24 protein-coding genes and 1 pseudogene are annotated in these 26,308 nt (G+C 65.7%); 3 read left to right on the top strand and 22 right to left on the bottom strand.

Annotated features, from left to right (window positions below; translation table 11 throughout):
- Positions 1-22: 22 nt before the first annotated feature.
- From LMQ14_RS01290 to LMQ14_RS01185, 22 genes and pseudogenes are all read right to left on the bottom strand, one after another.
- Positions 23-1,399 (bottom strand): FAD-binding oxidoreductase, encoded by a 1,377-nt coding sequence (locus LMQ14_RS01290; protein ID WP_267733073.1) that lies wholly within the window; start codon positions 1,397-1,399, stop codon positions 23-25.
- Positions 1,396-3,321 carry an MFS transporter gene (locus LMQ14_RS01285; protein WP_324291144.1) on the bottom strand — a complete coding sequence of 642 codons (1,926 nt, stop codon included), beginning with the start codon at positions 3,319-3,321 and terminating at the stop codon, positions 1,396-1,398. The genes LMQ14_RS01290 and LMQ14_RS01285 overlap by 4 nt, the downstream gene beginning before the upstream one ends.
- Positions 3,318-3,860, bottom strand: coding sequence for a TetR/AcrR family transcriptional regulator (locus LMQ14_RS01280; protein ID WP_267733072.1), 543 nt, complete (start codon positions 3,858-3,860; stop codon positions 3,318-3,320). Before LMQ14_RS01280 ends, LMQ14_RS01285 begins: the two co-directional genes overlap by 4 nt.
- 127 nt (positions 3,861-3,987) lie before the next feature.
- Positions 3,988-5,217, bottom strand: a complete 1,230-nt coding sequence (locus LMQ14_RS01275) for an acyl-CoA dehydrogenase family protein (protein WP_267733071.1) — start codon at positions 5,215-5,217, stop codon at positions 3,988-3,990.
- On the bottom strand, positions 5,214-6,353 hold the full coding sequence (locus LMQ14_RS01270) for an acyl-CoA dehydrogenase family protein (RefSeq protein ID WP_267733070.1): 1,140 nt from the start codon (positions 6,351-6,353) through the stop codon (positions 5,214-5,216). The genes LMQ14_RS01275 and LMQ14_RS01270 overlap by 4 nt, the downstream gene beginning before the upstream one ends.
- Positions 6,350-6,895, bottom strand: coding sequence for a carboxymuconolactone decarboxylase family protein (locus LMQ14_RS01265; RefSeq protein WP_267733069.1), 546 nt, complete (start codon positions 6,893-6,895; stop codon positions 6,350-6,352). The genes LMQ14_RS01270 and LMQ14_RS01265 overlap by 4 nt, the downstream gene beginning before the upstream one ends.
- Positions 6,896-7,741 (bottom strand): TauD/TfdA dioxygenase family protein, encoded by an 846-nt coding sequence (locus tag LMQ14_RS01260; protein WP_267733068.1) that lies wholly within the window; start codon positions 7,739-7,741, stop codon positions 6,896-6,898.
- A gap of 44 nt (positions 7,742-7,785) precedes the next feature.
- Positions 7,786-8,121 (bottom strand): hypothetical protein, encoded by a 336-nt coding sequence (locus tag LMQ14_RS01255; RefSeq protein WP_420714592.1) that lies wholly within the window; start codon positions 8,119-8,121, stop codon positions 7,786-7,788.
- A gap of 2 nt (positions 8,122-8,123) precedes the next feature.
- Positions 8,124-9,392 carry an aromatic ring-hydroxylating oxygenase subunit alpha gene (locus LMQ14_RS01250; RefSeq protein WP_267733066.1) on the bottom strand — a complete coding sequence of 423 codons (1,269 nt, stop codon included), beginning with the start codon at positions 9,390-9,392 and terminating at the stop codon, positions 8,124-8,126.
- A 39-nt stretch (positions 9,393-9,431) separates the two neighbouring features.
- Positions 9,432-10,136 carry an SDR family NAD(P)-dependent oxidoreductase gene (locus LMQ14_RS01245; RefSeq protein WP_267735729.1) on the bottom strand — a complete coding sequence of 235 codons (705 nt, stop codon included), beginning with the start codon at positions 10,134-10,136 and terminating at the stop codon, positions 9,432-9,434.
- 35 nt (positions 10,137-10,171) lie between these two features.
- Positions 10,172-10,471, bottom strand: a pseudogene (locus LMQ14_RS01240) (2Fe-2S iron-sulfur cluster-binding protein); the annotation flags it as partial.
- Positions 10,472-10,530: 59 nt separating this feature from the next.
- A complete protein-coding gene (locus LMQ14_RS01235) occupies positions 10,531-10,986 on the bottom strand; it encodes a MarR family winged helix-turn-helix transcriptional regulator (RefSeq protein WP_267733065.1) in 456 nt (151 codons plus the stop codon).
- A gap of 11 nt (positions 10,987-10,997) precedes the next feature.
- Positions 10,998-12,251, bottom strand: coding sequence for a metal-dependent hydrolase family protein (locus tag LMQ14_RS01230; protein ID WP_267733064.1), 1,254 nt, complete (start codon positions 12,249-12,251; stop codon positions 10,998-11,000).
- Positions 12,248-12,577, bottom strand: a complete 330-nt coding sequence (locus LMQ14_RS01225; protein ID WP_420714591.1) for a hypothetical protein — start codon at positions 12,575-12,577, stop codon at positions 12,248-12,250. The genes LMQ14_RS01230 and LMQ14_RS01225 overlap by 4 nt, the downstream gene beginning before the upstream one ends.
- 5 nt (positions 12,578-12,582) lie before the next feature.
- A complete protein-coding gene (locus LMQ14_RS01220; protein ID WP_267733062.1) occupies positions 12,583-13,851 on the bottom strand; it encodes an aromatic ring-hydroxylating oxygenase subunit alpha in 1,269 nt (422 codons plus the stop codon).
- A 108-nt stretch (positions 13,852-13,959) separates the two neighbouring features.
- The gene (locus tag LMQ14_RS01215; protein ID WP_267733061.1) at positions 13,960-14,613 is read right to left on the bottom strand and encodes a class I SAM-dependent methyltransferase; all 654 of its coding nucleotides are present in this window, start codon (positions 14,611-14,613) and stop codon (positions 13,960-13,962) included.
- Between the two features lie 87 nt (positions 14,614-14,700).
- Positions 14,701-15,495: a hypothetical protein gene (locus LMQ14_RS01210; RefSeq protein ID WP_267733060.1), complete on the bottom strand. Its 795-nt coding sequence runs from the start codon at positions 15,493-15,495 to the stop codon at positions 14,701-14,703.
- A gap of 151 nt (positions 15,496-15,646) precedes the next feature.
- A complete protein-coding gene (locus LMQ14_RS01205; RefSeq protein WP_267733059.1) occupies positions 15,647-16,339 on the bottom strand; it encodes a type 1 glutamine amidotransferase domain-containing protein in 693 nt (230 codons plus the stop codon).
- A 196-nt stretch (positions 16,340-16,535) separates the two neighbouring features.
- Positions 16,536-16,691 carry a hypothetical protein gene (locus tag LMQ14_RS01200; protein WP_267733058.1) on the bottom strand — a complete coding sequence of 52 codons (156 nt, stop codon included), beginning with the start codon at positions 16,689-16,691 and terminating at the stop codon, positions 16,536-16,538.
- Positions 16,692-16,785: 94 nt separating this feature from the next.
- Positions 16,786-17,697 (bottom strand): HpcH/HpaI aldolase/citrate lyase family protein, encoded by a 912-nt coding sequence (locus LMQ14_RS01195; protein ID WP_267733057.1) that lies wholly within the window; start codon positions 17,695-17,697, stop codon positions 16,786-16,788.
- Between the two features lie 19 nt (positions 17,698-17,716).
- On the bottom strand, positions 17,717-18,901 hold the full coding sequence (locus LMQ14_RS01190) for a CaiB/BaiF CoA transferase family protein (RefSeq protein WP_267733056.1): 1,185 nt from the start codon (positions 18,899-18,901) through the stop codon (positions 17,717-17,719).
- Positions 18,894-20,267, bottom strand: a complete 1,374-nt coding sequence (locus tag LMQ14_RS01185) for an LLM class flavin-dependent oxidoreductase (protein WP_267733055.1) — start codon at positions 20,265-20,267, stop codon at positions 18,894-18,896. The genes LMQ14_RS01190 and LMQ14_RS01185 overlap by 8 nt, the downstream gene beginning before the upstream one ends.
- 67 nt (positions 20,268-20,334) lie before the next feature.
- On the opposite strand from LMQ14_RS01185, the gene LMQ14_RS01180 reads away from it, so the two are divergent.
- From LMQ14_RS01180 to LMQ14_RS01170, 3 genes are all read left to right on the top strand, one after another.
- Complete coding sequence (locus LMQ14_RS01180) at positions 20,335-20,985, top strand: GntR family transcriptional regulator (protein ID WP_267733054.1); 651 nt, start codon at positions 20,335-20,337, stop codon at positions 20,983-20,985.
- A 69-nt stretch (positions 20,986-21,054) separates the two neighbouring features.
- Positions 21,055-24,975 (top strand): Pls/PosA family non-ribosomal peptide synthetase, encoded by a 3,921-nt coding sequence (locus LMQ14_RS01175; protein WP_267733053.1) that lies wholly within the window; start codon positions 21,055-21,057, stop codon positions 24,973-24,975.
- Entirely contained in the window at positions 24,972-26,294 is a 1,323-nt protein-coding gene (locus tag LMQ14_RS01170) for a M1 family metallopeptidase (RefSeq protein ID WP_267733052.1), read from the top strand. Before LMQ14_RS01175 ends, LMQ14_RS01170 begins: the two co-directional genes overlap by 4 nt.
- Positions 26,295-26,308 lie beyond the last annotated feature (14 nt).

Genomic DNA, 26,308 nt, shown 5'->3' with positions numbered 1-26,308 from the left:
GGGTTTCGCAGTGAGTGGGTGGCTACGTCGCCGGCGGAATGCTCTGCTCGAAGCGAAAGACATTGTCCGGGTCGTATTTCGCCTTGATCGTGCGCAGTCGCTCGACGTTGGCACCCCAATACGCGGTCTCCCAGTCCGCCATGCCGGCGTTCGGCACGTTGACGTAGGCGCCTGTCCCATACGGCTCCATTGCCTCGGCGAACTCGGCAACCCATGCCAGGGACGGCTCCGTCAGCGGGTTGGCCTCGGGAGACATCCCGTCACCGCGGGTACCCCAGCCCGCGCCCGGCTCGGCGTAGAACAACGCGTCGCGGTGAGCGAAAGCCGACCCGCCGGGAGGCTCACTTCCGGTGACCATTCCGCCGAACGCATTGGTGAAGTAATTGCAGCCGGCAGGCGCTTTCGCCAGGAACGAGCCGATCGTGTTGATGGCTTCCGCGGGGAACGGCTCCGAGACGAACTGCGAGGAGAACTTATGGTTCGCCGGCTCCTCGGTCATCGGGATCTGGAATGCCGCGTAGGTGTCGGACCAGCTCGCGTTCGTCATCGACACATCGGGAATGCCGACCGACAGGACGGGTGCCAGCAGCTGCGTCGCCTCCGCCTCGGAACCGGCTGCGAGGACACCCAGCAGCGCGATCTCTTCGCGGCCTATCTCGAGCTGACTGGTCAGCCGGTCGTCGGCGTAAGGAGCCGAGCGCTGCCAGGCGTCGAACACCGCCGGCAGGTCGTCCATCCCGGGCCACTTGGCGGTGACGTAGGTGACGTGTGACAAGGGGTGTATCCGGTAGGTCAGTGAGGTGACGATTCCAAAGTTGCCGTTGCCCGCGCCGCGCAGCGCCCAGAGCAGATCTGGATTGTTGGTCTCGTCGGCGATGACGGCCTCGGCCCCGCCGCTCTTGGAAGCGATAACGATCTCGGCCGCCAACAGGTTGTCGGATGACATGCCCAAGGTGCGCGTGAGTAGTCCGAAGCCGCCGCCGAGTGTCGCGCCGACCAAGCCGACGCTTCCTTCGGTGCCGGTCGGCGTCGCAACCCCGGCCTTGCCGAGTTCGGTCACGGCTTCCAGCTGATTGAGCCCGGCACCGACGGTCGCTGTGTTCGACGCCGTATCGATGGTTGCCGACTTCATGTCGCTGACGTCGATCACGATGCCATCGTTGACGTTGGACCAGCCCTCCAGAGCGTGCCGACCGGAGCGCACCCGGGGCACGACGTCGTTGTGCCGGGCCCACGCCAGCGCGTTGACGACGTCCTGCGTCGTCTGGGCAAAGACGATCACCGCGGGCCCATGAGTGAAGAGCAGGTTGAAACCGGCACTGGCAACGGAGTATTCGGCATCACCAGGACGAACGACACGTCCAGTCAGCGCGGCCGGTCCTGCAGCAGTAGAGTTCATTCAATCACCTCGGACATAGTCGCGAGCGAATCGACGTCACCGGGCTTGGTGGCTGTCGCCTTCATGAAACATCCGACCTGCCGCGGCAGGTTATGCCGCGAACAGTAGCCCCGAATGGATTTCTGGGTCGCGAAATTCGCGAATGGGCGAATGGGCGAGACCATGGAGTCTCGTTCCGAGACCAGATGCTGCCGGGAAAAGATCAGACGGCACGAACTCCCTGCAGCGAACTGCCCACGACTGCAAGAACTTCCATCGCAGGAACTCCTGGCATGAGGCATATCCGTCGATTCGGCGCCCCCAATTCTTCCCACACCGTCTTTACGGGGGAAACCTTGGCGTCGGACGTCGGTTACGCGATGAGCAGCAGGAGCAATTGGCGGAACAGGTGGGTTTCGGGGGCGACGTCCGCAAGTACCAGCACTCCCTCGGGCTGCGGGTGTTTGCGCCGTCGGCGGCTTCAGCAGCAGCCAAGTCGCGGCTGCCGACACCAGCAGCAATACGGCACCGATACCCGCGGCGATGGCCAGGCCGCTACTAAAGGCATTCTTTGCGGCCGTCAGCGTAGCTAGTGCCTGGTCGGCGGGAAGGTGCTTTGCCGCTTCGACAGCATAGGGAAGCGAATCCCCGGCATTCGAGGCGACCGCATCGGATGCGCCGGGCGGAATCGTCAGAGCGTGGTACACGCCCGTCACGACGGAGCCGAGCGTCGCGATACCCAACGCCATGCCCAGCTCGTAGCCGGTCTCGGACATCGCCGCCGCGGCGCCCGCTCGCTCTGGCGGAACGCTGGTGAGGATGGCGTCGCTGGCCGCGGTGAAGGTCAGGCCGAGGCCAACACCGAGGACAAGAAGGGCGATACCGAGTCGCGGGTAGGAGGTGGCCGCGGTGATCAGCGTCAGCGACGCCATCGCGAACCCAACAAGAGTCAGGCCGATCGAAAGAACTACGCGCTGCGACCAATAGCAGATTGCTACCCCGGCCAGCACGCCGAACAACGTCGCGCTCACTGCTGCCGGGAGCTCGGCCAGCCCGGCTTTCAGCGGGTGATATCCCATAACAAGCTGGAAGAACTGCGACAAGAAGTACACGACGCCTGAAAGGCCCAGCACCGCAAGCAGATTGGCGACGATCACCGCCGCGAATGTGCGATTGCGGAACAGCCGCAATTCGATCAGCGGGGTGGGCACCCTGAACTGCCCCCGGACGAATAGCACCAGCGCCGCGGCCCCGACGCCACCTACCGCCACGACCTCGACACGGAACCCATGAGCGACCACTTCCTTGACCGCATAGACGAGGCCGAGCATGCCGATGAGCCATAGCCCAACGCTGGGCAAGTCCCACGGCCCCGGCTTTGGGTTGGTCTGTTCAGGCAATAGCACCACGCCACCAACCAACACCACGACACTCACCGGGACATTGATCAAGAACACCGAACCCCACCAGAAATGCTCCAGCAGCAGCCCGCCCACCACCGGACCCAAAGCAGCGCCCGCCGAGAATGCGGAGGCCCAGATGCCCACGGCCACACTGCGTTCCCGAGGCTGCGCAAACAGGGCGCGGATCAATGCCAGGGTCGACGGCGCCAGCGTCGCCCCGGCAACACCCAGCAACGCCCGCGCACCAATCAGCATCCCGGCAGTCGGGGCGTATGCCGTCGCGACCGAGATAACGGCGAAAGCGGTTGCCCCGGTGAGCAATAGCTTCTTGTGGCCAATGCGATCGCCCAGGCTGCCCATCGTGACGAGCAGACCCGCCAGTACGAACGAGTAGATGTCGCCGATCCACAACACGTGCGTTGCCCCTGGCGCGAGATCCCTACCGATGAACGGAAGGGCGAGAGCCAGAACCGTGCCGTCGACACCGATCAGCACGACCGCGAGGGTGAGCACACCCAGCGCCAGCCAAGATCGCCTCATGACCGGCTCACACCATGTAGCAGCAAGTCGGTGACCATATCGGCAAGTTCGCGCCGTCCGGCGCCGCCGACCTGGACCACCCACGCCGCGCCGGCCATCAGGCTGAAAAACGCCTCGGTCAGCCAGAAGGCATTCATATCGGGGCGAAATTCGCCTTCCCGCTGACCGCGCAGGAACAGTTCCCTTACCTCAGCGTCGATTTCCGCCCACGCTTGCTTGGGCTGATTGGCCTCAAAGTCCTGACTCTGCGTATAGAGCAATGTGAGGTATCCAGACACCGGTTCGCATGCGGTCACCAAGCGCCGTAACGCATCTGCCGCCGAGCCCTCTGTCCAGCAGGCGGTTTTCAGAGCCTCACGCAAGTGTGCAATCGCAAACTGGTCGAGGGCCTCCAGGAGTGCCGCGCGCCCCGAGAAGTAGCGATGCAGAGTCGCACGGCTGACGCCGACGGCCGCCGCGATCTCATCCTGGGTTGCGTTCGGACGGCGACCAAGGAAGTCCGCCGCGGCACGTAACACTCTTTCACGGTCCATTGCCATGCCACGATCCTACACGGCTTAAGACAAAACTGTCTCAAACGAGACAATTTGATCTCATAGGCGGATGCACTCGGTATTCCAGGTGGCCGCAAGTCCCACTCAGAACAGCCTGCGAGCCACCCGTCTGCTACCGGGACTTGTTGTGCCGCACCTGGTTGAACGGGACCCCGCGGTCGGCGGCGTATTCGCGGGGCAGGCCGAGCACCCGGTCCCCAATCACGTTGCGGGCCATCTCATCACTGCCGCCGCCCAGCGCGACGGTTTGACGGGCCAGGTAGCGCTCCCCGACCTTCAGCAATTCGTGATCATCGTCGACGACGCCGAGGGCACCGACGATATCGAGGGCGGTGTCGACCTGTAGGAAGGTCACATCGGAGTGGAAGAGCCGGATGATCGAGCCGGCTGCGGGCGGTAGTGTGCCGTCGCGCATCGCGGCGGCAACGTGTTCGACGAGGCCGTCGCGCACCATCCTGCGGGCCAGTACCCGGCCAATCTTGTCCTGTGTCAACGGATCGTCCGCCTTGCCTGCCGCCTCGGCGAGGGCGAAGTAGTCGGAGTAGGAATCCTCCGACCGCTCGCGGCCCCGGCCGCTGGCGAACTCCGAACCCTGTCCGACGGCTCGGCGTTCGTGAAACAGCAGTCGCCCCGCAGCTTCCCAGCCCTTGTTGACCTCACCGACGACCGCGGAGTCATCCAGGCGGAGCCCGTCGAAGAATTCCTCGCAGAATTCGTTGGAACCGTCCACCTGCTCGATGCGCCGCAGCGTCACGCCCGGTGCGTGAATCGGCATCAGGAACATGGTGAGCCCATCGTGCTTGGGCACCGTCGGGTCGGTCCGAGCCAGCAGCAGCCCGTAGTCCGCGGCGAAGGCGCTGGTGCTCCAGGTCTTGGCGCCGTTGACGATCCAGCCCTGGCCGTCATGCTCGGCGCGGGTGATCAGTCCCGCCAGATCCGATCCGCCCCCCGGCTCGGAAAGTAGTTGGACCAACACCTCCTCGCCGCGCAAGGCTGCCGAAATATGTTGGTGCTTCTGGTCTTCGGTGCCGACGTCCAGCAGAGTCGCACAACAGATCGTGAAGGTGGGGACGTTGAGAATCAGCGGCATCTCATAGCCGTCGGTCTCGGCGTCGAAGGCCTGCTGATAGGCAACGTCGAGGCCGAGTCCCCCGTATTCGCGGGGGAAGCAGATCCCGGCGAATCCACCGGCGTGGAGAAGTTGTTGCAATTCGCGGGCGCGCTGCCACGCGTGTTCATCATCGCGGGCACCGAGGGGCGGATTGTCGGGATCCACCCGCGGCATATTGTCGGCGAGCCACGCCCGTGCCCGGGTGGCGAATTCGGCTACCGTCTCGGTCATGCGGCCGGCCCCCCGCTCCTGACGTATCGGTAGATGGCTTGATGATGCTCGGTCGGAGTGCCGAAAAGGCTGCGGTACAGGGTGATTCGACGCAGGAACAAGTGCAGGTCGTGTTCCCAGGTGACGCCGATACCACCATGCAGCTGTACGCAGTCCTGCACCAGCGGCCCGGCGTGCTCGCCGAGGTAGGACTTGGCCGCGCTGACCCAGAGCGCGGCATCGCCGGCACGAGTGGCCACCCGCTCGACCGCCCGGGCGGTGATGCCGCGGCTGGCGTGCAGCCACATCGTCATGTCCGCGAGTCGGTGTTTGATCGCCTGATAGGACCCCAACGGCCGGCCGAAGCTGTAACGGTCGCGAGTCCACTCGATCGTCAGCGCGAGCACAGTTTCGAGGATTCCGACGGTCTCGGCGCACTGCAGCACCATGGCCACCTGACTCTGCCGGTCGATCAGGGCTTGGGTCTCGGCGAGCGAGCCCACCTGCGCCGCGCCGTCGGCCACAACACCGTCGAATTCGATTCGGGCGTAACGCTTCACCATATCGACGCAGCGTTGGGGCCGAACCGTCACGCCGGTGGCGTCGGCGCGGATCAGGAACTGGCGCACGCCGTCTTCGGCACGGGCAGTCACCAGGAGCAGGTCGGCTTCCGCACCCGCCTCAACCCGATCCTTGACCCCGTCGAGGCGATAGCCCGCTGCAGTGGCGGTCGCGGTGAGCGTGGGCGCGGCCGGGTCGAAACCGCGCCCGGGTTCGTCGACCGCCCATGTCGCCACCGCCGCGCCCGCGGCGAGTGCCTGGATGGTTGCGCCGTGATCGGCGTGGTTCTCGGCATCGACGAGCCCGGCCAGCACGGTGCTCACCGGATGCAGCGGTCCCGGTGCGACCGTGTGTCCGGTCAGTTCGGCGATTGCCGCCAGGTCGTGCAGCCCGCTGCCGGAAACGTTGCCGCCGCCGAGTTCCTCGGGCACCAACAAGCCGGCCCAGCCCAGCTCGGACGCCTGCTTCCACCATGCGGTGTCGACGGGACGGTCCGCGGCGCGCAGCGCGCGTTGGTGGGTCAACGTCGCGTGCTGGTCCAGAAACGCGCGGGCGGTGGAAAGGAACAGCTCGGTCTCTGACGAAGACGGTGTCACAGTTCCTCATCTTCTACGCCAAAAGCGTTGACCGCCATGGCCAGCAGGCAGTAGCCCCCGATGGTGAACACCAGATCCATGCGTTCGGGATCGGTGAAGTGGCGGCCCAACTCGTCCCACACCGGTGTCGAAACGGTGCCGGTATCCACCAGATCGTCGACCGCGACCAGCACCGACTGGTCGGCGTCGGCGGCGAGTTGCCCGTCACGAATGGCGTCGGTCTCGGCGGCGCTCAATCCCGCCCGGTGCGCGATCGGGAGGTGATGCGACCACAGGTAGTCGCAGTTCCTACGGTGCACCACCCGCAGCAGGGCCACCTCGCGTACCCGCGGCGTCAACGTGGAGCCGTTGAGCAGGTAGGTGTTGAACGGCAGATATGCCCGCGTCAGGTCGGGATGGCGCACCAAGGTCGACAAGATATTGCCGGCGCCCGCGGGGTTGGCCCGCTCGGCGGGGATCAGGGAGGCGATCGCCCGGCGGCTGCGGTCGTCCCATTCGTCGGCCGGCAGCGGGGTCAGCCGCAGCGGGTGTTGGTCGGTCATCTACTGGATCGGCTCATCACCCAGCACGGTCGTCCGCAGCATTTCGCGCTGCGAGTCGGGGTCATACGGAGCGGCCCGGTGCAGCACACCGCGGTTGTCCCAGATGACGGTGTCGCCGATCGACCAGTTGTGGCTGTACACCTTGCCGGGCACCGTGGCCCGGTCGAGCAGTTCGGTCAACAGCGCGCGGCCTTCCTCGAGGTCCATGCCCACCACGTAGTCGGCAGAAGCCCCCAGCACCAACGACTTACGGCCGCTGCGGTGCGTCCACACCAACGGGTGTTCGTGGGTGCGCCGGGACCGCCACTGCGCCAACTGCTTCGGGGTGGGGTCGGGGGTGATGCGCCGCTGGGAGGCCTCCAACGAATGCACCACGCGCAACGCGCCGTACCGCTCTTTCTCGTCGTCGGTCAGCGCATCGTAGGCGGCGTAGGAGGAGGCGAATTCGGTTTCACCGCCGCGCTCGGCCACCTGCTTGGCGGACAGGACGGTGGCTTTTTGCGGGTAGTCGTCGCCGGTGGGCGTGCAGCCGTCGATATGCCAGTCGAACGTCGCCTTCAGGTAGGCCGCCGAGGAGTTCTTTGATTTGTCCAGTGTGACCGGGTAGATGCCGGCGACGGGGTGGTGACCGTCCGAGGAGTAGTCGATCGCGCCGAGGCGGTGGCAGAACGCGACCTGGGCCTCGGGGTCGAGATGCAGCCCACGAAAGACCAGAACACCGTTGTCCTCCAACGCATCCAGGATGGTCTCACCGACGGGGTCGTCGGCGGCCAGGTGGGCGGGATCCAGGCCGGTGACTTCGGCGCCGACGGAGTCGCTGAGTTTGGTAATGGTGAGCAGACTCATGGTCTGTCCTTTCTGACGAGGGTGGGCGAGATTAGCTGCCGCGGTTAAGGAATGGGCTCACCGGTGCGGATCATCACCGCGTCCGCCGCGTCCGTCGGGATGGGCTGGTGCATGACCTCCACGGCCATCGCGACCATGATCAGCGAATAGATCATGTACAGCAGGTGCCGCGCATCGTCGGGCAAGTCGTCGAGCGTGAACTTGTCGCAGTAGTCGATGGCTTCTTCGAGTCGCGGGAAGAATGCGTCGTAGAACTTGTGCATTTCGGTCATGGTGCTGGCCATCCGGGCGTTCCAGCGTTCGGTTTCGGTGGCCAGGCACCAGATTTGCGCGTAGCCTTCCAGCTCGGCGAATCCGGTGGGCAGCAAGGTATCCGGCATGGTCACACTCCCACCGGCGCCGGGGCTTTTTCCCGGCGGTAGGCCTCGACCCAGTCCACGACGGTCTTGTGCAGATGGCGCACCAGGATCTCCTGGTCGTTGAGCGGAAACTCGTCGACGATGCCGTACTCCAGCGCGGCCTGCGTGCCGCCGAGCATGCCCGCGTCTTGCAGCGCGAACTCCTTGAGAACCACTGCGGCGACTTCGTGTTCGATGCGCTCCCGCACGCTGCGGGCCGGGTGGAAGTACGTGTAGGCCTCGAACCGGTGGGTGTTGTGGGAGGTGGGCCAGTACCGGTACAGCAGGTACCAGCCGCCGTAGATCAATATCTCGGTGTTGGGGAAGATCTGGAAGTTGCTGATTCCCCACGGCTCGATGCCGCCCGGGTTGAGCCCGGCGGGTAGTTCGCCGATGTCCGGAGTGCGCCAGGGGCCGACGAGCCCACTCTGGGTGGCCCGCTCGATCGGATACATGAACTCCTGGGGCAGTAGCCAGCGGCGCCGACCCGCCGTCGACACCAAGCGGTGCGGCCCGTCCAGTTGAAAATGGCCGCAAGTGAATCCGGCTTTGGGGTCGCGCACGTCCGGTGGCACCTGTTGTGGGTGCAGCGACGGCACGTGGTAATACTCCTGGAACGCGTCGGCGAAAATCTTCCAGTTGCTGTTGTTGTGCGCGACCCATTCGTAGCGCTCGGTCAACTTGTCGAAGGGGTATCCGTCCAGGCCGGTCACCATCGGGCCCAGGAACTCGCGCAGACTCTGCCGCGGCTCGGCATCAAAGTTGATGAAAATGAAGCCATTCCAGATGTCGCAGTGCACCGGACTCAGTCCATAGTCGGCCACGTCGAGGTCGAAGAACTCCGATTCCTGCTGGACGAACTTCAGCGCGCCGTCGAGATCGTAGCGCCAGCCGTGGTACTTGCAAGTGAACTGACGACACGTTCCCCGGGTCGGCTCGTTGGGGAAGTCGTTCCACACCAACTTGTTTCCGCGGTGACGGCAGACGTTGTAGAAGGCCCGAATGTGTTCGTCACGCCCCTTGACCAGGATGACCGAAACCCGGGCAACCTCGATTTCCTTGGTGACGTAGCTGCCGATACGCGGCAGCTCCTCGACGCGGGCCACGTTGAGCCACGCCCGTTTGAAGACGGCTTCGCGCTCGGCTTCGAAGAACTCTTTCGAGGTGGAGTCGGCGAACGAGATGTCGCCGGTGCCCAGTTCGGGATAGTGCTCGGTCCAGGAGCCCTCCGGGGGCCTACCCTCTCGCGTCATCTGAACCTCCTTGTGCCTTAGGGCTTTTAAGATCCACCGTCACATCACCGCTCCACCGTTGACACCCAACACCTGGCCGGTGATGAAGCCGGCCTCCTCCGAGACCAAAAACCCGACCGCCGCGGCGATGTCGGCTCCGGTACCCAAATGTCCCAACGGGATATTGCTGGCGATCTCCTCGTTGGATTTCAGGTATCCCGCGGCCTGCGCCTGGTGCTGCATCGGCGTTTCGATGCCCGAGGGCGGAATGTTGTTCACGGTAATCCCGTGTGGGGCGTACTCGCGGGCCAGCGACTTGGTGAGGGTGATGACCGCACCCTTGGACGCCGCGTAGTGCGCGGCAAACGGTGACCCCCGCTGGGCGCTGGACGACGAAATCATCACGATCCGGCCCCACTTGGCGGCGACCATATCCGGCAGCGCGACCTGGCAGCAATGAAAAGTGCCGGTCAGGTTGACGTCGACGATCTTCGACCAGGACTCCGGGGTGATCTCGGCGAACGGAGCAAACCCGAACATCCCCGCGCTGGTCACCAGCACCGACACCGGCCCCAACTCGCTGCGAACTTTGGCGAACGCCTGCTCGATAGCGGCCCGGTCGGTGACGTCGGCGCCGATACCGATGGCCGTTGTCCCGGCCGCGCGCAGATCGTCGGTAACACGTTGCGCCGCTTGCTCATTGATATCGAGGACGGCGACGTTCAGGCCGCGCCGGCCCAGCTCGTGACAGGTCGCCTCACCCATGCCCGAGGCGCCACCGGTCACCACCGCAACCCTGTTCACTCGTAAACCACCCGCACCGTGGGACTGGTCGGGATGGCCTGACAGGTCAGCACCCAGCCCTGCGCCACCTCGTCGTCTTCGAGCGCATCGTTATTGAGCATCCGGGCGCATCCCTCGGTCAGCCGGGCCATACATGTTCCGCAGGAACCGACTTCGCAGGAGGACGGCGGAGACAGGCCCGCCATGCGCGCGGTCTGCAGCAAGGTGTCGCCTGCCGAGTAGGCCACCGTGGTGGTGGACCGATCCAGCTCGATGGTCACCTTTTCGGTGGGGACACCGGCGTCGGCAGGTCCGGCATACGACGGCGCCCGGGAGACCTGCATGAAGGCAGAGTATCAAGTACTTGCTATTCATCTCAAGTACTGGATATGTTGCGCTCGGTGAGCTCGTGCCCGGTGCCCTTTTCCACGACCCGGCCCAGCAATTCGCGCAGCGTCTCCTGCTCCTCGGTGCTGAGGACGCCGAACACCTTGTCGTGAGCGGCCACGGCGTCTTCGAGCACCTCGGCCACCACCTCTCGCCCCTGATCGGTCAGGTACGCCTTCAAAATGCGTTTGTGCTGCGGGTCTTGCTGTCGCTGCACCAGGCCGCGTCGCTCGAGTGCCGTCAGAGCCAGTTGCACCCCTTGCGGGCTGATCAGCAGCCGCCGAGCCAGGTCGGCACCGGACAGTCCGGGTTCGTTGGAGAGCTGACGCAGCACACCGATCTGCGCCGTGCTCACACCGTGCGCGCTGATTGCGTCGTTAACGGTGGTCAGTGAGAAGTAGAAGGCCTGCTTGAGCAGCCACAGAATGTTTTCGGTGAGTTCCATTCTGTCTCTCCTCAACTCGCGGCCGTCTTGTAGATCTGGCCGTCCTTCATCACAAAGGAAACCTCAAGTGTGCGGGCGATGTCGCGCGAAGGATCTCCTGGCACCGCGATGATGTCGGCAAGGTAGCCGGGGGCGAGGCGGCCCAGCTCATGGTCGGCCTCGATGAGTTCGGCGGCCACGACCGTAGCGGCCCTGATCGCTTGCATGGGCGTCATGCCGCGGTCCACCAGGGCACGGATTTCCTTGGCGTTCTGGCCGTGCGGAATCGCCGGTGCGTCCGAGCCGCACGCGATGCGGACACCGGCGGCAATCGCCTTGGGCAGCATCGCTTTTGCGCGCGGAAATACCTCCTCCGCCTTTTTCCGCAGCTCCGGCGCGATCCGGTCGATTGCCATCGCCTCGGTCAGATACGTCGTGGAGACCAGGAAAGTGCCGTGATCGACCATCATCTGAATCGTCTCGTCGGTGGCCAAAAATCCATGTTCGATGCAGTCGATCCCGGCGCGAATGCACGCTCGGATCGCCGAGTCGCCGACAGCGTGGGCGGCCACTCGCACCCCGGCGCGGTGGGCCTCGTCGGCGATGGCGGCGAATTCCGCGTCGGAATACTGCTGGGCGCCCGGGGCGGTGCTGTGCGACATGACCCCGCCCGACGCCGACACCTTGATCAGCTTGGCGCCGTGGCGAATCTGGTAGCGGACACACGCGATTACGTCGGGCACACCGTTGGCGATGCCCTCGGCGACCGACAACGGCATGACTCCCGGTGCCAGCCGCTGGAACACCGTGGGGTCGAGATGTCCGCCGTAGGGTGTCACGGCGTGACCGGCGGGATAGATGCGCGGACCGGTGTGCCAGCCTTGATCGATGGCGCGCTGCAGCGCGACGTCGAGCAGATAGCCGCCGGTCTTGACCATCAGCCCCAGGTTGCGCACCGTGGTGAACCCGGCCTCCAGAGTGGTGCGCGCATTCACGGCGCCCCGCAATGTCCGATAGGCGGGGTCGTCTTGAACGCCGTGCATCGGGGAGGGCAAGCCCTCGGGCCCACCGGGGCCGCCGATGAGCAGGTTGAGTTCCATGTCCATCAGGCCCGGCAACAGCGTGACGTCCCCGAGGTCGACTAGGGTAGCCGAATCTGGCAGTGGCCCTTCGGGATTGATCGCAGTGATGCGGTTGCCGTCGATCACCACGACGGCCGGCGAGTGGATCTGACCGGAGTCGACGTCAGCCCAGCGGGCAGCCCGCAGGACGGTCGCCTCGGTCATGGAACGGGCTCAGACACGCAGTCCAGCGCCGCGGCCCCGGAGTCGGGCACGCGCGGCTGCTTCCAGCACTCCACCGGAAACGACACCATGATCATCGAATACAGCAGGTGCATCAGGTTGAGAACATCTTCCGGCAGGTCGTCGAGCGGGAACTTGTCGCAGTAGGCGAGCGCTTCCTCGGCACGGGGGGTGATCGCGTCGTAGAACGCCTTCATCTCGGTCATCGAGCTGGCCAGCCTCTTGGCGTAGCGCTGCGGTTCGGTGGGCAGACACCACTGGGCAAAGGCCTCGAGATCGGCGAATTCGGTTGGCAGCAAAGGAGACATCGACCTCACACTCCCGCCGAGGTCGTCCGCTGATACTCGTCGATCCAGGCCGCGGTCTCCTTGTGCAGGTGACGCAGCAGGATCTCCTGGTCGTTGAGCAGGAACCTGTCGATCACCCGCGACTCGATCATGCTTTGCGTCGCTTCCAGCGTATTGGCGTCCTGCAGACCGAATTCCTTGAACGTCACCGCCGCCAGTTCCTGGGCGACCCGGTCGCGCGGCGTGCGGGGCTGCGGGAAGTACAACGTCCCCTCGAAGATGTGGCTGTTGTAGGACGTCGGCCAATAGTGGTAGGTCAGATACCAGCCCTGGCCCCAGAAGAGGATGACGAAGTTGGGGAACAGCTGGAACGAATCCAGGCCCCACGGCTCACATTTCGCGGGGTTCAGGCCCACCGGCATCGGCCCCAGATCCGGCTTCGCCCACGGCCCGAACAGCCCGCTCTGGCAGATGTCGTCGATCGGCTTGCGCATCTCGTCCGGCATCTCCCACGCCCGCACCCCCGATGTGCTGACCAACCGGTGCGGCCCGTCCAGGCGATAGTGCGGGGCCTCGAAGCCGGCCTCGGCGGCCGCCTTTGAATACGCGGTCGGCGACTGGTTCGCGTGCAGTACCGGGGCGTGATAGAACTCCTGGAACGCGTCCATGTAGAGCTTCCAGTTCGCCTTCACCTCGGATCGGTAGTAAAACCGCGAACTCAGCTTGTCGAACGGGTACCCCTCCAGATCGGTCACCATCGGCCCCAGAAACTCTCGCAACGACTGCTCGGGCTTCTTGGCGAAGTTGACGAAGATGAAGCCCTCCCAGACCTCGCAGTGCACCGACACCAGCCCGTAGCGGCTCTTGTCGAGATCGAAGAACTCTTCCTCCTGCTGCACGAAGGTCAGATTGCCGTCCAGGTCGTACCGCCAGGCGTGGTACTTGCAGGTGAACTGGCGGCACACACCGCTGGTCTCCTCGAGCGGCATGTCGTTCCACACCAGCTTGTTGCCGCGATGCCGGCAGATGTTGTGATACGCCTTCACCTCGCCAGATCCCGTGCGCACCAAGATGATTGAGGTGTTGACGACCTTGAGCTCTTTGGTGAAGTAGCTGCCCTTACGCGGAACCTGGTCTACGCGGCCAACATTCAGCCAGGCACGCTTGAAGATCGCGTCCCGCTCGAGCTCATGGATCTGCGGGTTGATGGAGTCCTCATAGGACACCGGCGCAGTGCCCAGTTCGGGGTAATGCTGCGTCCAGCTTCCCTCCGACGGCTTGGGAAATCGAGGCATGATCGCTCCTGTCCGTAGGACTCCGTCGGGCCGACGCTATATCCTTGAACCGCTAATCACAAGTAGTTGATACTGCCGCCCCGGGAGAGCCGGGTGAACGGCTGAACGTCAGGTTTGGATCGCGACCAATGACTTGACCAACCCGGCGAATCGCTCGTACCAGATGACCGATGACGGGAAGTAGGTTCGCATCTGCGAGATGCCGACCAAGTCGATCTCGTCGACCTGCTCCTGCGCCTCGGCGCGGGTGTGGGTTCTGATGTGGCCGCGGTTCCACCGCAGCGACACCTGGATACGCGCTTCGTACGGCAGCCATTGCATGCCGGGAAAGAGCCAGTGCGGTTCGACCGGGAAGTAGCGGTATGGGGTCTGCACCCAGTGCCGGTCGGCGAGCGTGTGGACGTAGTCCGCCAACCGCTGGCGCTGCACATGGCCGCCGACATGTTCGAGCAGCGAATTGGAAAACACCAGGTCGAAGCGGTCATTCGCGACCGAACTTGGGAGGTCGCACGCATTGCCCTGGATCGCGGTCACGCCGGGGGTCTCGGATTCGGCGGGCATCAAGTTCACCGTGGTCACGGCCCGCGGCTGCACCGGCGCCAGCTGCCACGATTCCGGCGTTCCGCCCAGATCCAACACCCGCATTTCCGAGAAGGACGGAAAGCAGGTGATCAAGTGCTGCCACCGTCGGCCACGAGCGCGCCCCGACAGCGAACGTTGCGAGTTGACATCTGTCGCGAAGTCCCGCAGCCAGTTTGACATCCGTCCTCATTCCTCGGCCCGGATGCTGTCCCGGACCGCCCGACGTCTCGGCATCTCCATCCCGTGCCCGGCCCCGATCAGCTGACTCTACGCAGGGGGCGCCGACAGGGATTGGATAGCCGCGCCCAGTGACTCCGAAGACGTCGCAGTGTCGCCGAGGTACGGGTGGGCAAGTTCCACGACGAGGAACCCATCGGTGGCTAGCAGCACGCCCACGGTCGCGACCAACGCGTAGTGAATGGCAGGCTTCTCGACGCCGTAAACCAAAGCGCCGCCGAGTACCAGCCCGCTGGTCAGGAAGAAGACTGTCCACATCGACCAGGGCATGCCGTTGTCAGTGCGGGCCCGGATCGTTCGTTCGGTACGTGCCTGACTGATCTTGTGAAGGGAATCGAAAGAGGTGGCGAGATAAGTCTTTTGGGTATCGGTGCGCGGCTGAACTTGGTCGTATGCGGAGCGGAGATGCAGCAGCGCTTGACCGGCCGCAGGGTAGGCACCACCGTGTGCGACCAGCGGCCACTCTGTTACCGCCGCGCGTTCATAGTCCAGCAGCGCCGCGCGGATTCGGTCGCCGTCGGGTTTGTCGAACACGGTGAGGTCGCTGGCCATCTGCACGGCGGTCGCGCCCTCGACCCGCATGTCGTCATCGGCAGTATTGTCCTGCCCCCACATCGCGGTAACGATGAAGCCGGTGAAGAACGCGTACACGAAGCCGACCAACATGAAGGCGAACTGTGTCACCTCGCTGCGCTCGTCCCCCCTGGCCCCGGGGAACCGCTGCCTCACATATTTCAGGGCCAGCACCGCTCCGCCTGCGATGAGGACGTTGAGTCCGACCAAGAGCAGCCACGACGGGACGTTGCTCACGAGCCAACCACTCACAAGCCACACTCCTCCCAAGCATTGCGCCGGAGGGCCCACGCCGTGGTAGATCATGGGGCCCACGATCTACGCCGGGATGATCCTTCTCTATCTGTCCGCGACTCGGCAACTCGTTCGCAAGATTCGAAAGTCGCCTATGGGTTGCCGTCGATCAGCGCAATACTTCGAGGACCTTTTCCGCCAGCGGCCCGGCCGAGGCGGGGTTCTGACCGGTGTAGAGATTGCGGTCCGCCACCGTGAACGGCTTCCACATCTCGCCGCGGACGAAGTCGATGCCTAACTTGACCAGTTCGTCCTCGACCGTCCAGGGCGCTTTCTCGCGGAGTCCGACGCCGTCCTCTTCGTCGTTGGTGAAGGCGGTGACCCGATAGCCCGCGAAGGGCGAGGCGCCGTCGCGGCGGGTGGCCAGGATCGCGGCCGGTGCGTGGCAGACGATCGCCAGCGGCTTGCCCGACGCAAGGGCGGCAACGAGTAGCCGGCCGGAGTCGGCGTCGCGCCATAGGTCTTCCATCGGACCGTGGCCACCGGGGTAATAGACGGCGTCATAATCGTCCAGGCGGGCGTTGGCGAGTTGGATTGGCGCGCGCAGCTGTTCGGCCGAGCGCAGAATTCCTTCGAGTTTTTCCGCGATCTCTACGCTGCCGGCCATCGACGGGCGCAGGCTCATCACATCGACGTACGGCACCGTGCCGCCGGGCGTGGCCACCACGATTTGATGGCCTGCCCGGCTCAGCGCGTCATAGGGAGCCGCGAATTCTTCGGCCCAGTAACCGGTCGGGTGCCGAGTGCCGTCGTTGAGCGTCCAGTAACTCGTTGCGGTGACGACGAACAGGATCTTGGCCATCGGTTGCTCACGTCCCTTGATCGACAGGGTGTTACGTAAACCAGCTACGACTGCAAAATCCTACGTCGCCACCCCACCGCCGGCAATGCATCGAAAAAGCCTGTGCCGCACGGCTCCGAGAGTGCATCCAAGGCAGGGTTTGTGCAGCCCGAGCGCCCTGGACGCACACTCGACACGATGGCCGTCGCGCTAGCCCTTAAAACCACACCTTACGGCCGCCCACCGGACGCCCGACCGCGCCGAGGATCCACAAGACCACACCGACCAGCACAAGGATGCCACCGAGCGTTTCCAGAATCGGGATGGCAGCAAAATAACCGATAACAACGAGAATGATGCCTAAGACAATCACGTCGAGCCCCCTTCTATTGGGCGTCAGTTGAATTGGTAATCATCGGGTTACCCCGGTCTGGACGCCCTCAATCAGACAACCGCTGATTTCGCGTCTAGCCACTCCCGTCGATCAGCGCGGCACGAGCTAACGTCTGCTCGGCCTGCTTCACGTGCGCGGCGTCGACCAGCACGCCGTTGACTCCGACCGCGCCACGCCCCTTGGCCTCGGCCTCCCGGTAGGCGGCGACATTGGCTTCGGCCCGGGCAATCTCATCGGCGGTCGGCGCGTAAACCCCGTTGGCGACGGGCACCTGGTCGGGATGGATGGCCCACTTGCCGGTGTAGCCGAGCAGAGACGCGCGCCGCGCGTCCCGCTCGTAACCCGATAGATCCCGGTAGTCGGGATACGGCGCGTCAATCGCGTCAATGCCGGCGATCCGCGCCGCGACGATCACCTTGTTCCGCGCGTAAGCCCAGAATTCGCCGGGGTATTCGCCGAGCGGGACGAAGTTGGTGTCCACCCGCGCACCCTGCGACAGCGAGAAGTCGCCGACCCCGAAGATCAAGGCGTCCAGGCGAGGGCTGGCCGCCGCGATCTCCTCGGCGTTGGCGAGGCCCTCGACTTCTTCGATCAGTACCTCAAGCCGAATCTGGTTGCTCAGACCAAGTTTCGACTCGAGCTGGGTGAGCAGCACGTCCACCCACCAGACGTCACGGGCCGTGCGGGCTTTCGGGATGATGATGGTGTCGAGGTTCTCGCCGGCCTTGGTGACGACATCGATGACATCGTCGTGGCACCACTGCGTGTCCAGACCGTTGATCCGGATGGCGCGTGCCGTGCGCCCCCAGTCGATGTCGTTGAGCGCGCCGATCGCCTTGACGCGCGATTCCTCCTTGAACGCCGGGGGCACCGCGTCCTCGAGGTCGAGGAACACCAAATCCGCGCCACACTTGGCGCCCTTCTCGAACATGTTGTCGTTGCTCGCGGGCACCGCGAGTTCGGAACGGCGGAGCAGACCAGTCACGGGTGAGAGTTTCCTTCTGTCACAGCACGCCGCGGGCGCGCAGATCGTCAATCTCGTTGGGAGTCAAGCCGAGTAGCTCGCCATAAACTTCGGCGTTGTGTTCTCCGAGACGTGGTCCTAGACGCTCGACCGTTCCGGCGGCCGACGAGAAACGCGGGACCGGGGCCTGCACCGTCATCTGCCCGAGCTGATCGTCGGAGACCGAGATGAACACCTCGCGATGCCTCAGCTGCTCGTCGGCGACCAGATCACGGATGTCGTAGACGGGGGCCGCGGCGACCTCGTGGGCTTCGAATGTCTCCATCGCTTCCGAAAGAGTCTTGGTGGCAACCCAATCCGCGACCACGGCGTCGACCTCCCGGGCCCGGGCCAGCCGCCGCTGCGGGTCGGAGAAGTCGGGGTCGGACAGCAGGTCGTCTCGGCCGATTGCGCGAAACACCCGCAACGCCAGGGCAGGTGAGCTGCCGGACATGGCCAGCCAGCGTCCGTCGGAGGTGCGGTAGGTGTTGCGCGGCGCCGAGATATCCCACCGATTGCCGGCACGTTCGGGCACCAAGCCCAATTGGTCATAGCCCAACAGCGTCTGTTCCAGCAGCCGCGCCAGCGGGTCGATCAGGTTGACGTCGATCAGCTGGCCGGGCGCACCGTGCACGTCGCGGTGGTACAGCGCCATCATGACCGCGTAGGTGGCGTTCAACGAGGCGACGCCGTCGGCCAACATGAACGGCGGCAGCGTGGGTGGCCCGCCGGCCTGCCCGGTGATGTGCGCGAACCCGCTCATCGCCTCGCCGAGCGTGCCGAAACCCGGGCGTTCGCTCTTCGGCCCGGTCAGCCCGTATCCCGTGATGTGCAGCATCACGATCCGGTCGTTGACCGCGCGCAAGTTCTCGTAATCCAGGCCCCATTTGCGCAACGTCTGCGGTCGGGTGTTGAAGATGACGACGTCGGCATGCTCGACCAGGCGGCGCACCATCGCCTGACCTTCGGCGCAGCGCAGATCCAGTGTGATCGCTCTCTTGTTGCGCGACAAGGATTTCCACATCAGCCCGACGTCCTCGCGCTGGTTGCCCCAGCCGCGGATCGGATCACCATGGCGGGGGTCTTCGACCTTGATCACGTCGGCACCGAACTCGCCCAGGTAGGTCGCGACCAGCGGCGCGGCCGCCAAAGTCGCGAGGTCGAGCACTCGCACACCGTCAAGCATTCGCACCGGCACCCACGTGTGCGTTCGAGGGCCGTTGCAGCCCAAGGTGTCCCCGCAATGTCGAGGACTCGTACTCGGTGCGGAACAGCCCGCGTCGTTGTAGCTCCGGAACGACCATCCGCACGACGTCTTCGAATGCCCCGGGCAGATGCGTTGCCGCCAGCACGAAACCGTCGCAGGCGCGGCTTTCGAACCAGTCCGCCATCTGGTCGGCGACCTGCTCGCCGGTACCGACGAAGCGGGGACCCTGCAGCAGGGTCGCGCGATGGCCGGCCAGATCGCGGACGGTCACGGTGTCACCACCGATGTGGGTGCGCAGGTTCTGGACCAGTCCCCGAATTCCGGAGACGGATGCGATCAACTCGTCGGTGACGGGATCGTCCAGATCGTGTTGCGCGAAGTCGTAATTCATCAACTCCGACAACAGTGTCAGTGATGCCATGGGGTGAACCAGATCGTTGAGGAACAGAGCTTCGCGCTCCTTGGCGTGGGCCTCGGACTCGCCCACCACAGCGTAGGCCATCGGGCAGATCCGCACCGAGGCAGGATCGCGCCCCGCCTCGGCAATGCGTTCTTTCTGGTCGGCGTAGTGGCTGCGCGCGACCTCGATGCCCGGGTCCCCGGTGAAGATCAATTCGGCCCAGCGCGAAGCGAATTCACGGCCGCGACCCGACGAGCCCGCCTGGATGATGACCGGCCTGCCCTGGGGGGTGCGGGGCACGGTCAGCGGTCCACGGGCGGAGAAGTACTGTCCGACGTGGCCTAGCTCGTGCACCTTGGCGGGGTCACCATACTGACCGGACGATCGGTCGTGCAGGACCGCGTCGTCCTCCCAGGTATCCCAGAGACCGGCCACCACGTCCATGAACTCGTCGGCCCGGTCGTAGCGTTCGTCATGACCGAGATGGGCATTGACCCCGAAGTTCTGTGCTTCGCTGTCGTTGACCGACGTGACCACGTTCCAGGCGGCCCGACCGGCGGACAGGTGATCGAGTGTCGCAAAGGTCCGGGCGACGTGGAACGGCTGGTAATAGGTGGTCGAGTAGGTCGCGCCCAGTCCGATGCGCGACGTCGCCTCGGCCAGCACGCCAAGCACGACGCTGAGGTCCAGCTTGACCGGCCGCGCGCCGTAGTGCACCGCTTCAGCCACCGATCCGCCATAGACGCCCGGCATCGCCAGGCGATCGTCGAAGAACATCAGGTCAAAGCAGCCTTCTTCGAGCTGGCGGCCGATCTTGGCGTAGTAAGAGGCGTCGAGGTAGCCGTGTTCGGTCGCGGGGTGCCGCCACGAGCCCGCGTACACCGAGGTGCTGCCCGCCTGCATGAAAGCAACGAGGGCCATCTTGTCGTGTCGTGGATCAGCCATAGTCGAAACCTAACATCTGATATTTCAGATATCAAATGTGAGATGCGGCATTTGGTAGCATTCCCGGATGGCAGCGATCGACATCTCCGGCACGGTGCGCGAGCGGGCCGCCCGCGAGCTCAGGGACCGCATCCTGACCGGCGCTTTGCCCGCCGGCGCGCGGATCGACCTCGACGCCATCACCGAGGAGTTCGCAACCAGCCGGACCCCGGTCCGCGAGGCCCTGCTCGAACTCTCCTACGAAGGTTTGGTGCAGGTCGCGCCCCGCAGCGGCGTCACCGTGATCGGCATCAGCCCCACCGATGTGATGGACAGCTTCACCATCCTCGGCGTCCTCACCGGACAGGCCGCCGCCTGGGCGGCCCACCGCATCGAACCGGGAGAGCTCGACATGCTGCGCGAGCTCGCCGCGGATGTGGTGGCGCGCTCCGGTGACGACAGCATCGGCGAGGCCAACTGGCATTTCCACCAGAAAATCCATCGCGCCGCACACTCGCCGCGGCTGCTGACGCAGATCAAACAGGCCGCCCGGGTGGTGCCGAGCAACTTCCTCACCCTGTTTCCCGACCACGAGAAACTTTCGCTGGACGACCATCAGGAGCTGCTCGACGCGCTTGGTGACAAGGACGTGGAACGGTCCCGCACGATCGCCGAACGCCATGTCCTTGACGCCGGACGCTCGCTGGCCGACTGGCTCGAGCAGCGCCGCCCTGCCTGAGACGCAACCAGCCCCCACACGCCGCAAGCGCTTGCCGGCGCGGCGCCAGGATTTGAGTATTTTCGTGGGGTGGCGATAGCCCCTGTTCCAGCACGAGTCCCAGCGCAGTACACGCTGTCGCCTGCCGCACCGAGCCCGCGCACGCTGATCGACATCCTCTATGAGACCGCCGCGCGCTACCCGGATGCGACGGCCATCGACGACGGCACCGTCCAGCTCACCTACAACGAACTGATCGGCGACATCGAGGCCAGCGTGCAGTGGTTGGCCGCCCGGGGCATCGGGCGCGGCGACCGGATCGGGATCCGGATGCCGTCGGGCAGCTATGCGCTGTACGTCGCGATCCTGTCGACACTGGCCACTGGCGCGGCCTACGTGCCGGTCGACGCCGACGATCCCGACGAACGCGCCGAGTTGGTGTTCGGTGAGGCCGGCGTCGTGGGCGTCATCACCGAGGCGGGCCTGCTCCGGGGTGTCGGCTTATCGCGCGGCTGGCGGGCCACCGCGCCGCTGGGCCGCGACGACGCCTGGATCATCTTCACCTCCGGATCGACCGGCACGCCAAAGGGTGTCGCAGTGACTCACCGCAGCGCCGCCGCGTTCGTCGACGCCGAGGCGCAGATGTTCTTGCAAGACAACCCGATTGGGCCCGGCGATCGGGTGCTGGCCGGGCTGTCGGTGGCCTTCGATGCGTCGTGCGAGGAAATGTGGCTGGCCTGGCGCCACGGTGCCTGCCTGGTTCCCGCACCGCGCTCGCTGGTGCGCAGCGGGATGGACCTCGGTCCCTGGCTGGTCACCCGCGACGTGACGGTGGTTTCGACGGTGCCGGCGCTGGCTGCGCTGTGGCCCAGCGAGGCGCTGGAAGCGGTGCGGCTGTTGATCTTTGGCGGTGAGGCCTGTCCGCCGGAGCTGGTCGAGCGGCTCGCCGTCGACGGCCGGGAAGTGTGGAACACCTACGGCCCGACCGAGGCCACGGTGGTCGCGTGCGCGGCGAGACTCGGCGGCACCGGGCCGATCAGCATCGGCCTGCCGCTGCCCGGCTGGGACCTGGCCGTCGTCGATGCTGACTGCCTACCGGTCGTCTACGGCGACGTGGGCGAACTGGTGATCGGCGGCGTCGGGCTGGCCCGCTATCTGGACAAGGACAAGGACGCCGAGAAGTACGCCGCGATGCCGTCGTTGGGCTGGGCGCGCGCCTATCGCAGCGGCGATCTGGTCCGGCTGGAACGCGACGGGCTGTATTTCTGCGGCCGCAGCGACGACCAGGTCAAGGTCGGCGGCCGGCGAATCGAGCTGGGCGAGGTCGACTCGGCGCTGGTGCACCTGCCCGGGGTCAGCGGCGGGGCGGCCGCGGTGCGCCACACCGCCACCGGCACACCGGTATTGGTCGGCTATCTGGTCAGCGCAGATCCGGAGTTCGACCTCGGCGAGGCGCGCGCCCGGCTCGCCGCGCAGCTGCCGGCCTCGCTAGTCCCGCGGCTGGTCCGGGTCGACGAGCTGCCCACCCGCACATCGGGCAAGGTCGACCGCGACGCGCTGCCGTGGCCACCGCCGGGCGGCGAGTCGGACGAAGCGGTGGATCTGGGCGGCACGACCGGCTGGCTGGCCGGGTTGTGGCGGGACTTGCTCGGGGCCGCGATCGACACCACCGAGGTCGACTTCTTCGCGCTGGGCGGCGGCTCGCTGGCCGCCGCGCAACTTGTCGCCGCGCTGCGCCAGCAGTACCCGCAGGTCACGGTTGCCGATCTGTACGACCACCCCCGGCTGGGCTCGCTCGCCGGGTTCCTCGACGAACTCGAGGCGCCGCCGGAGGTCACCGAACGTACCGTCCGGCCGACGCCGTGGCTGACACGGTTCGCGCAGACCGTGCTGGCCGTGCCATTGGCGACGCTATCGGCGCTGCCGTGGTTGACGTGGCTGGCGCTCGGCAACAATGTCGCCCGCGCCCTGCATGTGGTGCCGTGGACCGTCGCGGTGAACTGGTGGCTGATCGCGGTGGCGTTCGTCTTGTTCGTCACGCCGTTGGGCCGGATGGGCATCGCGGTGCTGTGCGCGCGGATACTGCTGTCGAAAGTGCGCCCGGGCACCTATCGCCGCGGCGGGTCGGTGCACCTGCGGATCTGGTTCACCGAACGGCTCGCCGAGGCCGGCGGCGCCCACAACCTGTCCGGGGCGCCGTGGCTGGTGTACTACGGCCGCGCCCTCGGCGCCGACATCGGCAAGGGGGTCGACCTGCATTCGCTGCCACCCATCACCGGGTTGCTCACCCTCGGTCACCGCTGCGCGATCGAACCCGAGGTCGACCTGAGCGGTCACTGGATCGACGGGGACGCGTTCCACGTCGGCGAGATCACGATCGGCAACGACGCGACGGTGGGCGCCCGCAGCACGTTGCTGCCCGGCGCCGTTGTCGGCAAGAACGCCGACGTGGCACCGGGCGCGGGCGTGCTGGACAAGATCAAAAACGGCCAGTACTGGAAGGGCTCGCCGGCGGTGAAGTCCGGCCGGGTCAACCACCCGTGGCCGGACGAACGGCCTGCGCGCCGCACGCACTGGGTGGCGATGTACGGGCTGACGTCGGTACTGCTGGGGGCGCTGCCGCTGGTCGCGGTGGCGAGCGGCCTCGCGGTGATCGGGGTTGGGGTGCGGCACACCCATCGCCTGTCGCAGGCCGTGGTCCCGGCGCTGCTGTGGACACCGGTTGCGACGCTGGCCACACTCGCGGTGTACGCACTGCTGACCGTGCTCGCGGTGCGGGTGTTGTCGCTCGGGCTGCGCGAGGGCTATCACCCGGTGCGCAGCCGCGCCGGGTGGCAGCTGTGGGCTACCGAGCGCCTGATGGACGCCGCGCGCAACTATCTGTTCCCGCTCTATGCCAGCCTGCTGACACCGATGTGGCTACGGCTGCTGGGCGCCAAAGTCGGCCAGGGCACCGAGATTTCGACGGTGTTGCTGACACCGAAGTTCACCGTGATCGAGGACGGCGCGTTCCTGGCCGACGACACGATGGTGGCGTCCTACGAGCTGGGCGGCGGCTGGATCTACGCGGCAACGACGACCGTCGGCAGGCGCGCGTTCCTCGGCAATTCCGGCATTACCCAGCCCGGCCGACGCGTCCCCGACGACGGACTGGTGGCGGTGTTGTCGGCCACGCCGCCCAAGGCCAAACGTGGCTCGTCGTGGCTGGGTAGCCCGCCGATGCGGCTGCGCCGTCGCCCCGCCGAGGCCGACGCGGCGACCACATACGACCCGCCGCAACGACTGAAGGCAATGCGGGCGTTGGTGGAAACGTTCCGGTTGCTGCCGGTGATCGTGTCGGTCGCGATCGGACTCGCCGTGCTCGGTGGATTGCAAGCGCTGGCACGGATATTCGGCATCTGGTGGGCGGCGTTGGGCGGCGGGCTGGTGCTGCTGGCGGCGGGCGCCGTCGCCGGCGCAATCACGATCGTCGCGAAATGGCTTCTGGTCGGCCGGATCCGGGCCAGCGAATCTCCGCTCTGGTCGTCGTTCGTCTGGCGCAACGAACTCGCCGATACGTTCGTCGAGACCGTCGCCGCGCCCTGGTTCGCCCGGGCGGCCAGCGGTACACCCGTTCTGAATCTGTGGCTGCGCGCGCTGGGCGCCCGGATCGGGCGCGGCGTCTGGTGTGAATCCTATTGGCTCCCTGAGGCCGATCTTGTCACCCTGGGCGACGGCGCCACCGTCAACCGCGGCTGCGTGGTGCAGACACATCTGTTTCACGACCGGATCATGCGCATGGACAGCGTAGTGCTCGAGCCCGGCGCGACGCTGGGCCCGCATTGCGTTGCGCTGCCCGCCGCCCGACTCGGCGCCGGCGCGACAGTGGGACCCGCGTCCCTGGTGGTGCGGGGCGATGAGGTGCCGGGATCGACACGCTGGCAAGGCAATCCGATCAGGCCGTGGAATCCCCGCCGCAAGAAGGCGCGCAAGGATGCATCCGGGCGTGGCGCCGAGGACACGGCGGCGTGAAGGCTTCCGCCAAGAAGGCGCCGCCACCCGATGTGATCGACGAGTACCTGCCGAAAAACGGCAACGCCGGTTACCAGGTATCCCGGTACGAGTTGGATCTGGACTACAAGGTCTCGTTGAACCGGCTGTCCGGTTCGGCCACGATCACCGCCGTCACGCTGACCGAGTTGCAGCAATTCACCCTCGATCTGGCGAGCGCGTTGACGGTGTCGAAGGTCTCGGTGAACGGCAAGCGCGTGGACCAATTCTCTTGTCGTGGCGGTAAATTACGCATCCGGCTGCCCTCGAAGTTCCCGACTGGGGCGGCGTTGTCGATCGTGGTGCGATACGGCGGTTCGCCGCGGCCGCTTCGTTCGCTGTGGGGCGATGTCGGTTTCGAGGAACTGACCGACGGCGTGCTGGTTGCGGGACAACCCAACGGCGCCGCGTCGTGGTTTCCCTGCAACGACCATCCCAGCGCCAAAGCCGCGTTTCACATCCAGGTCAGCACCGAAAGCCGGTACCGGGTGATCGCCAACGGGCAGCTGCTCTCCCGTCGGGCCCGCGCGTCACGGACCGTGTGGACCTATGAACAGCGCGAGCCGACGTCGACCTACCTGATCACCCTGCAGATCGGCAGCTACGAGATGCGGCGGCTGGTCCGTGCCCCGGTACCGATACAGGCCGCGCTGCCCTCCCGGTTGCGCCGCGACTTCGATCACGACTTCGCCCGCCAACCCGAGATGATGAAGTTGTTCATCGAGCTGTTCGGGCCGTATCCGCTGGCCACCGGGTACACCGTCGTCGTCACCGACGACCCGCTGGAGATACCCCTTGAAGCCCAAGGCATTTCGATCTTCGGGGCGAACCATTGCGACGGAACCCGGTCCAGCGAGCGGCTGATCGCCCACGAACTGGCACATCAGTGGTTCGGCAACTCGGTGACCGCGGGCCAGTGGCGCGATATCTGGCTGCACGAAGGGTTCGCGTGCTACGCGGAGTGGTTGTGGTCCGAGCGCAGCGGCGGCCCCAGCGCCGACGACCTCGCGCGGCTGCACCACACGCAGCTGCGGGCCAAGCCACAAGACCTGTTACTGACCGATCCCGGAGCACGCGATATGTTCGACGACCGCGTATACAAACGCGGCGCGTTGACCCTGCACGCGCTGCGCGGACGGCTGGGCAGCGACAAATTCTTTGCGCTGCTCAAGGATTGGACGTCGCGGCATCGTCACGGCGTCGCAATTACCGACGACTTCACCGGCCTGGCGGCCAACTACTCGGACGAGTCGCTACGGCCGTTATGGGAGGCGTGGCTGTACGCGACGACGGTGCCCTGAAAAGCGCTGGGTGG

Origin of the sequence: Mycobacterium sp. Aquia_213 (assembly GCF_026625985.1) — a bacterium.
Lineage (GTDB): Bacteria > Actinomycetota > Actinomycetes > Mycobacteriales > Mycobacteriaceae > Mycobacterium.
This window is presented reverse-complemented; position numbering and strand designations above follow the sequence as displayed.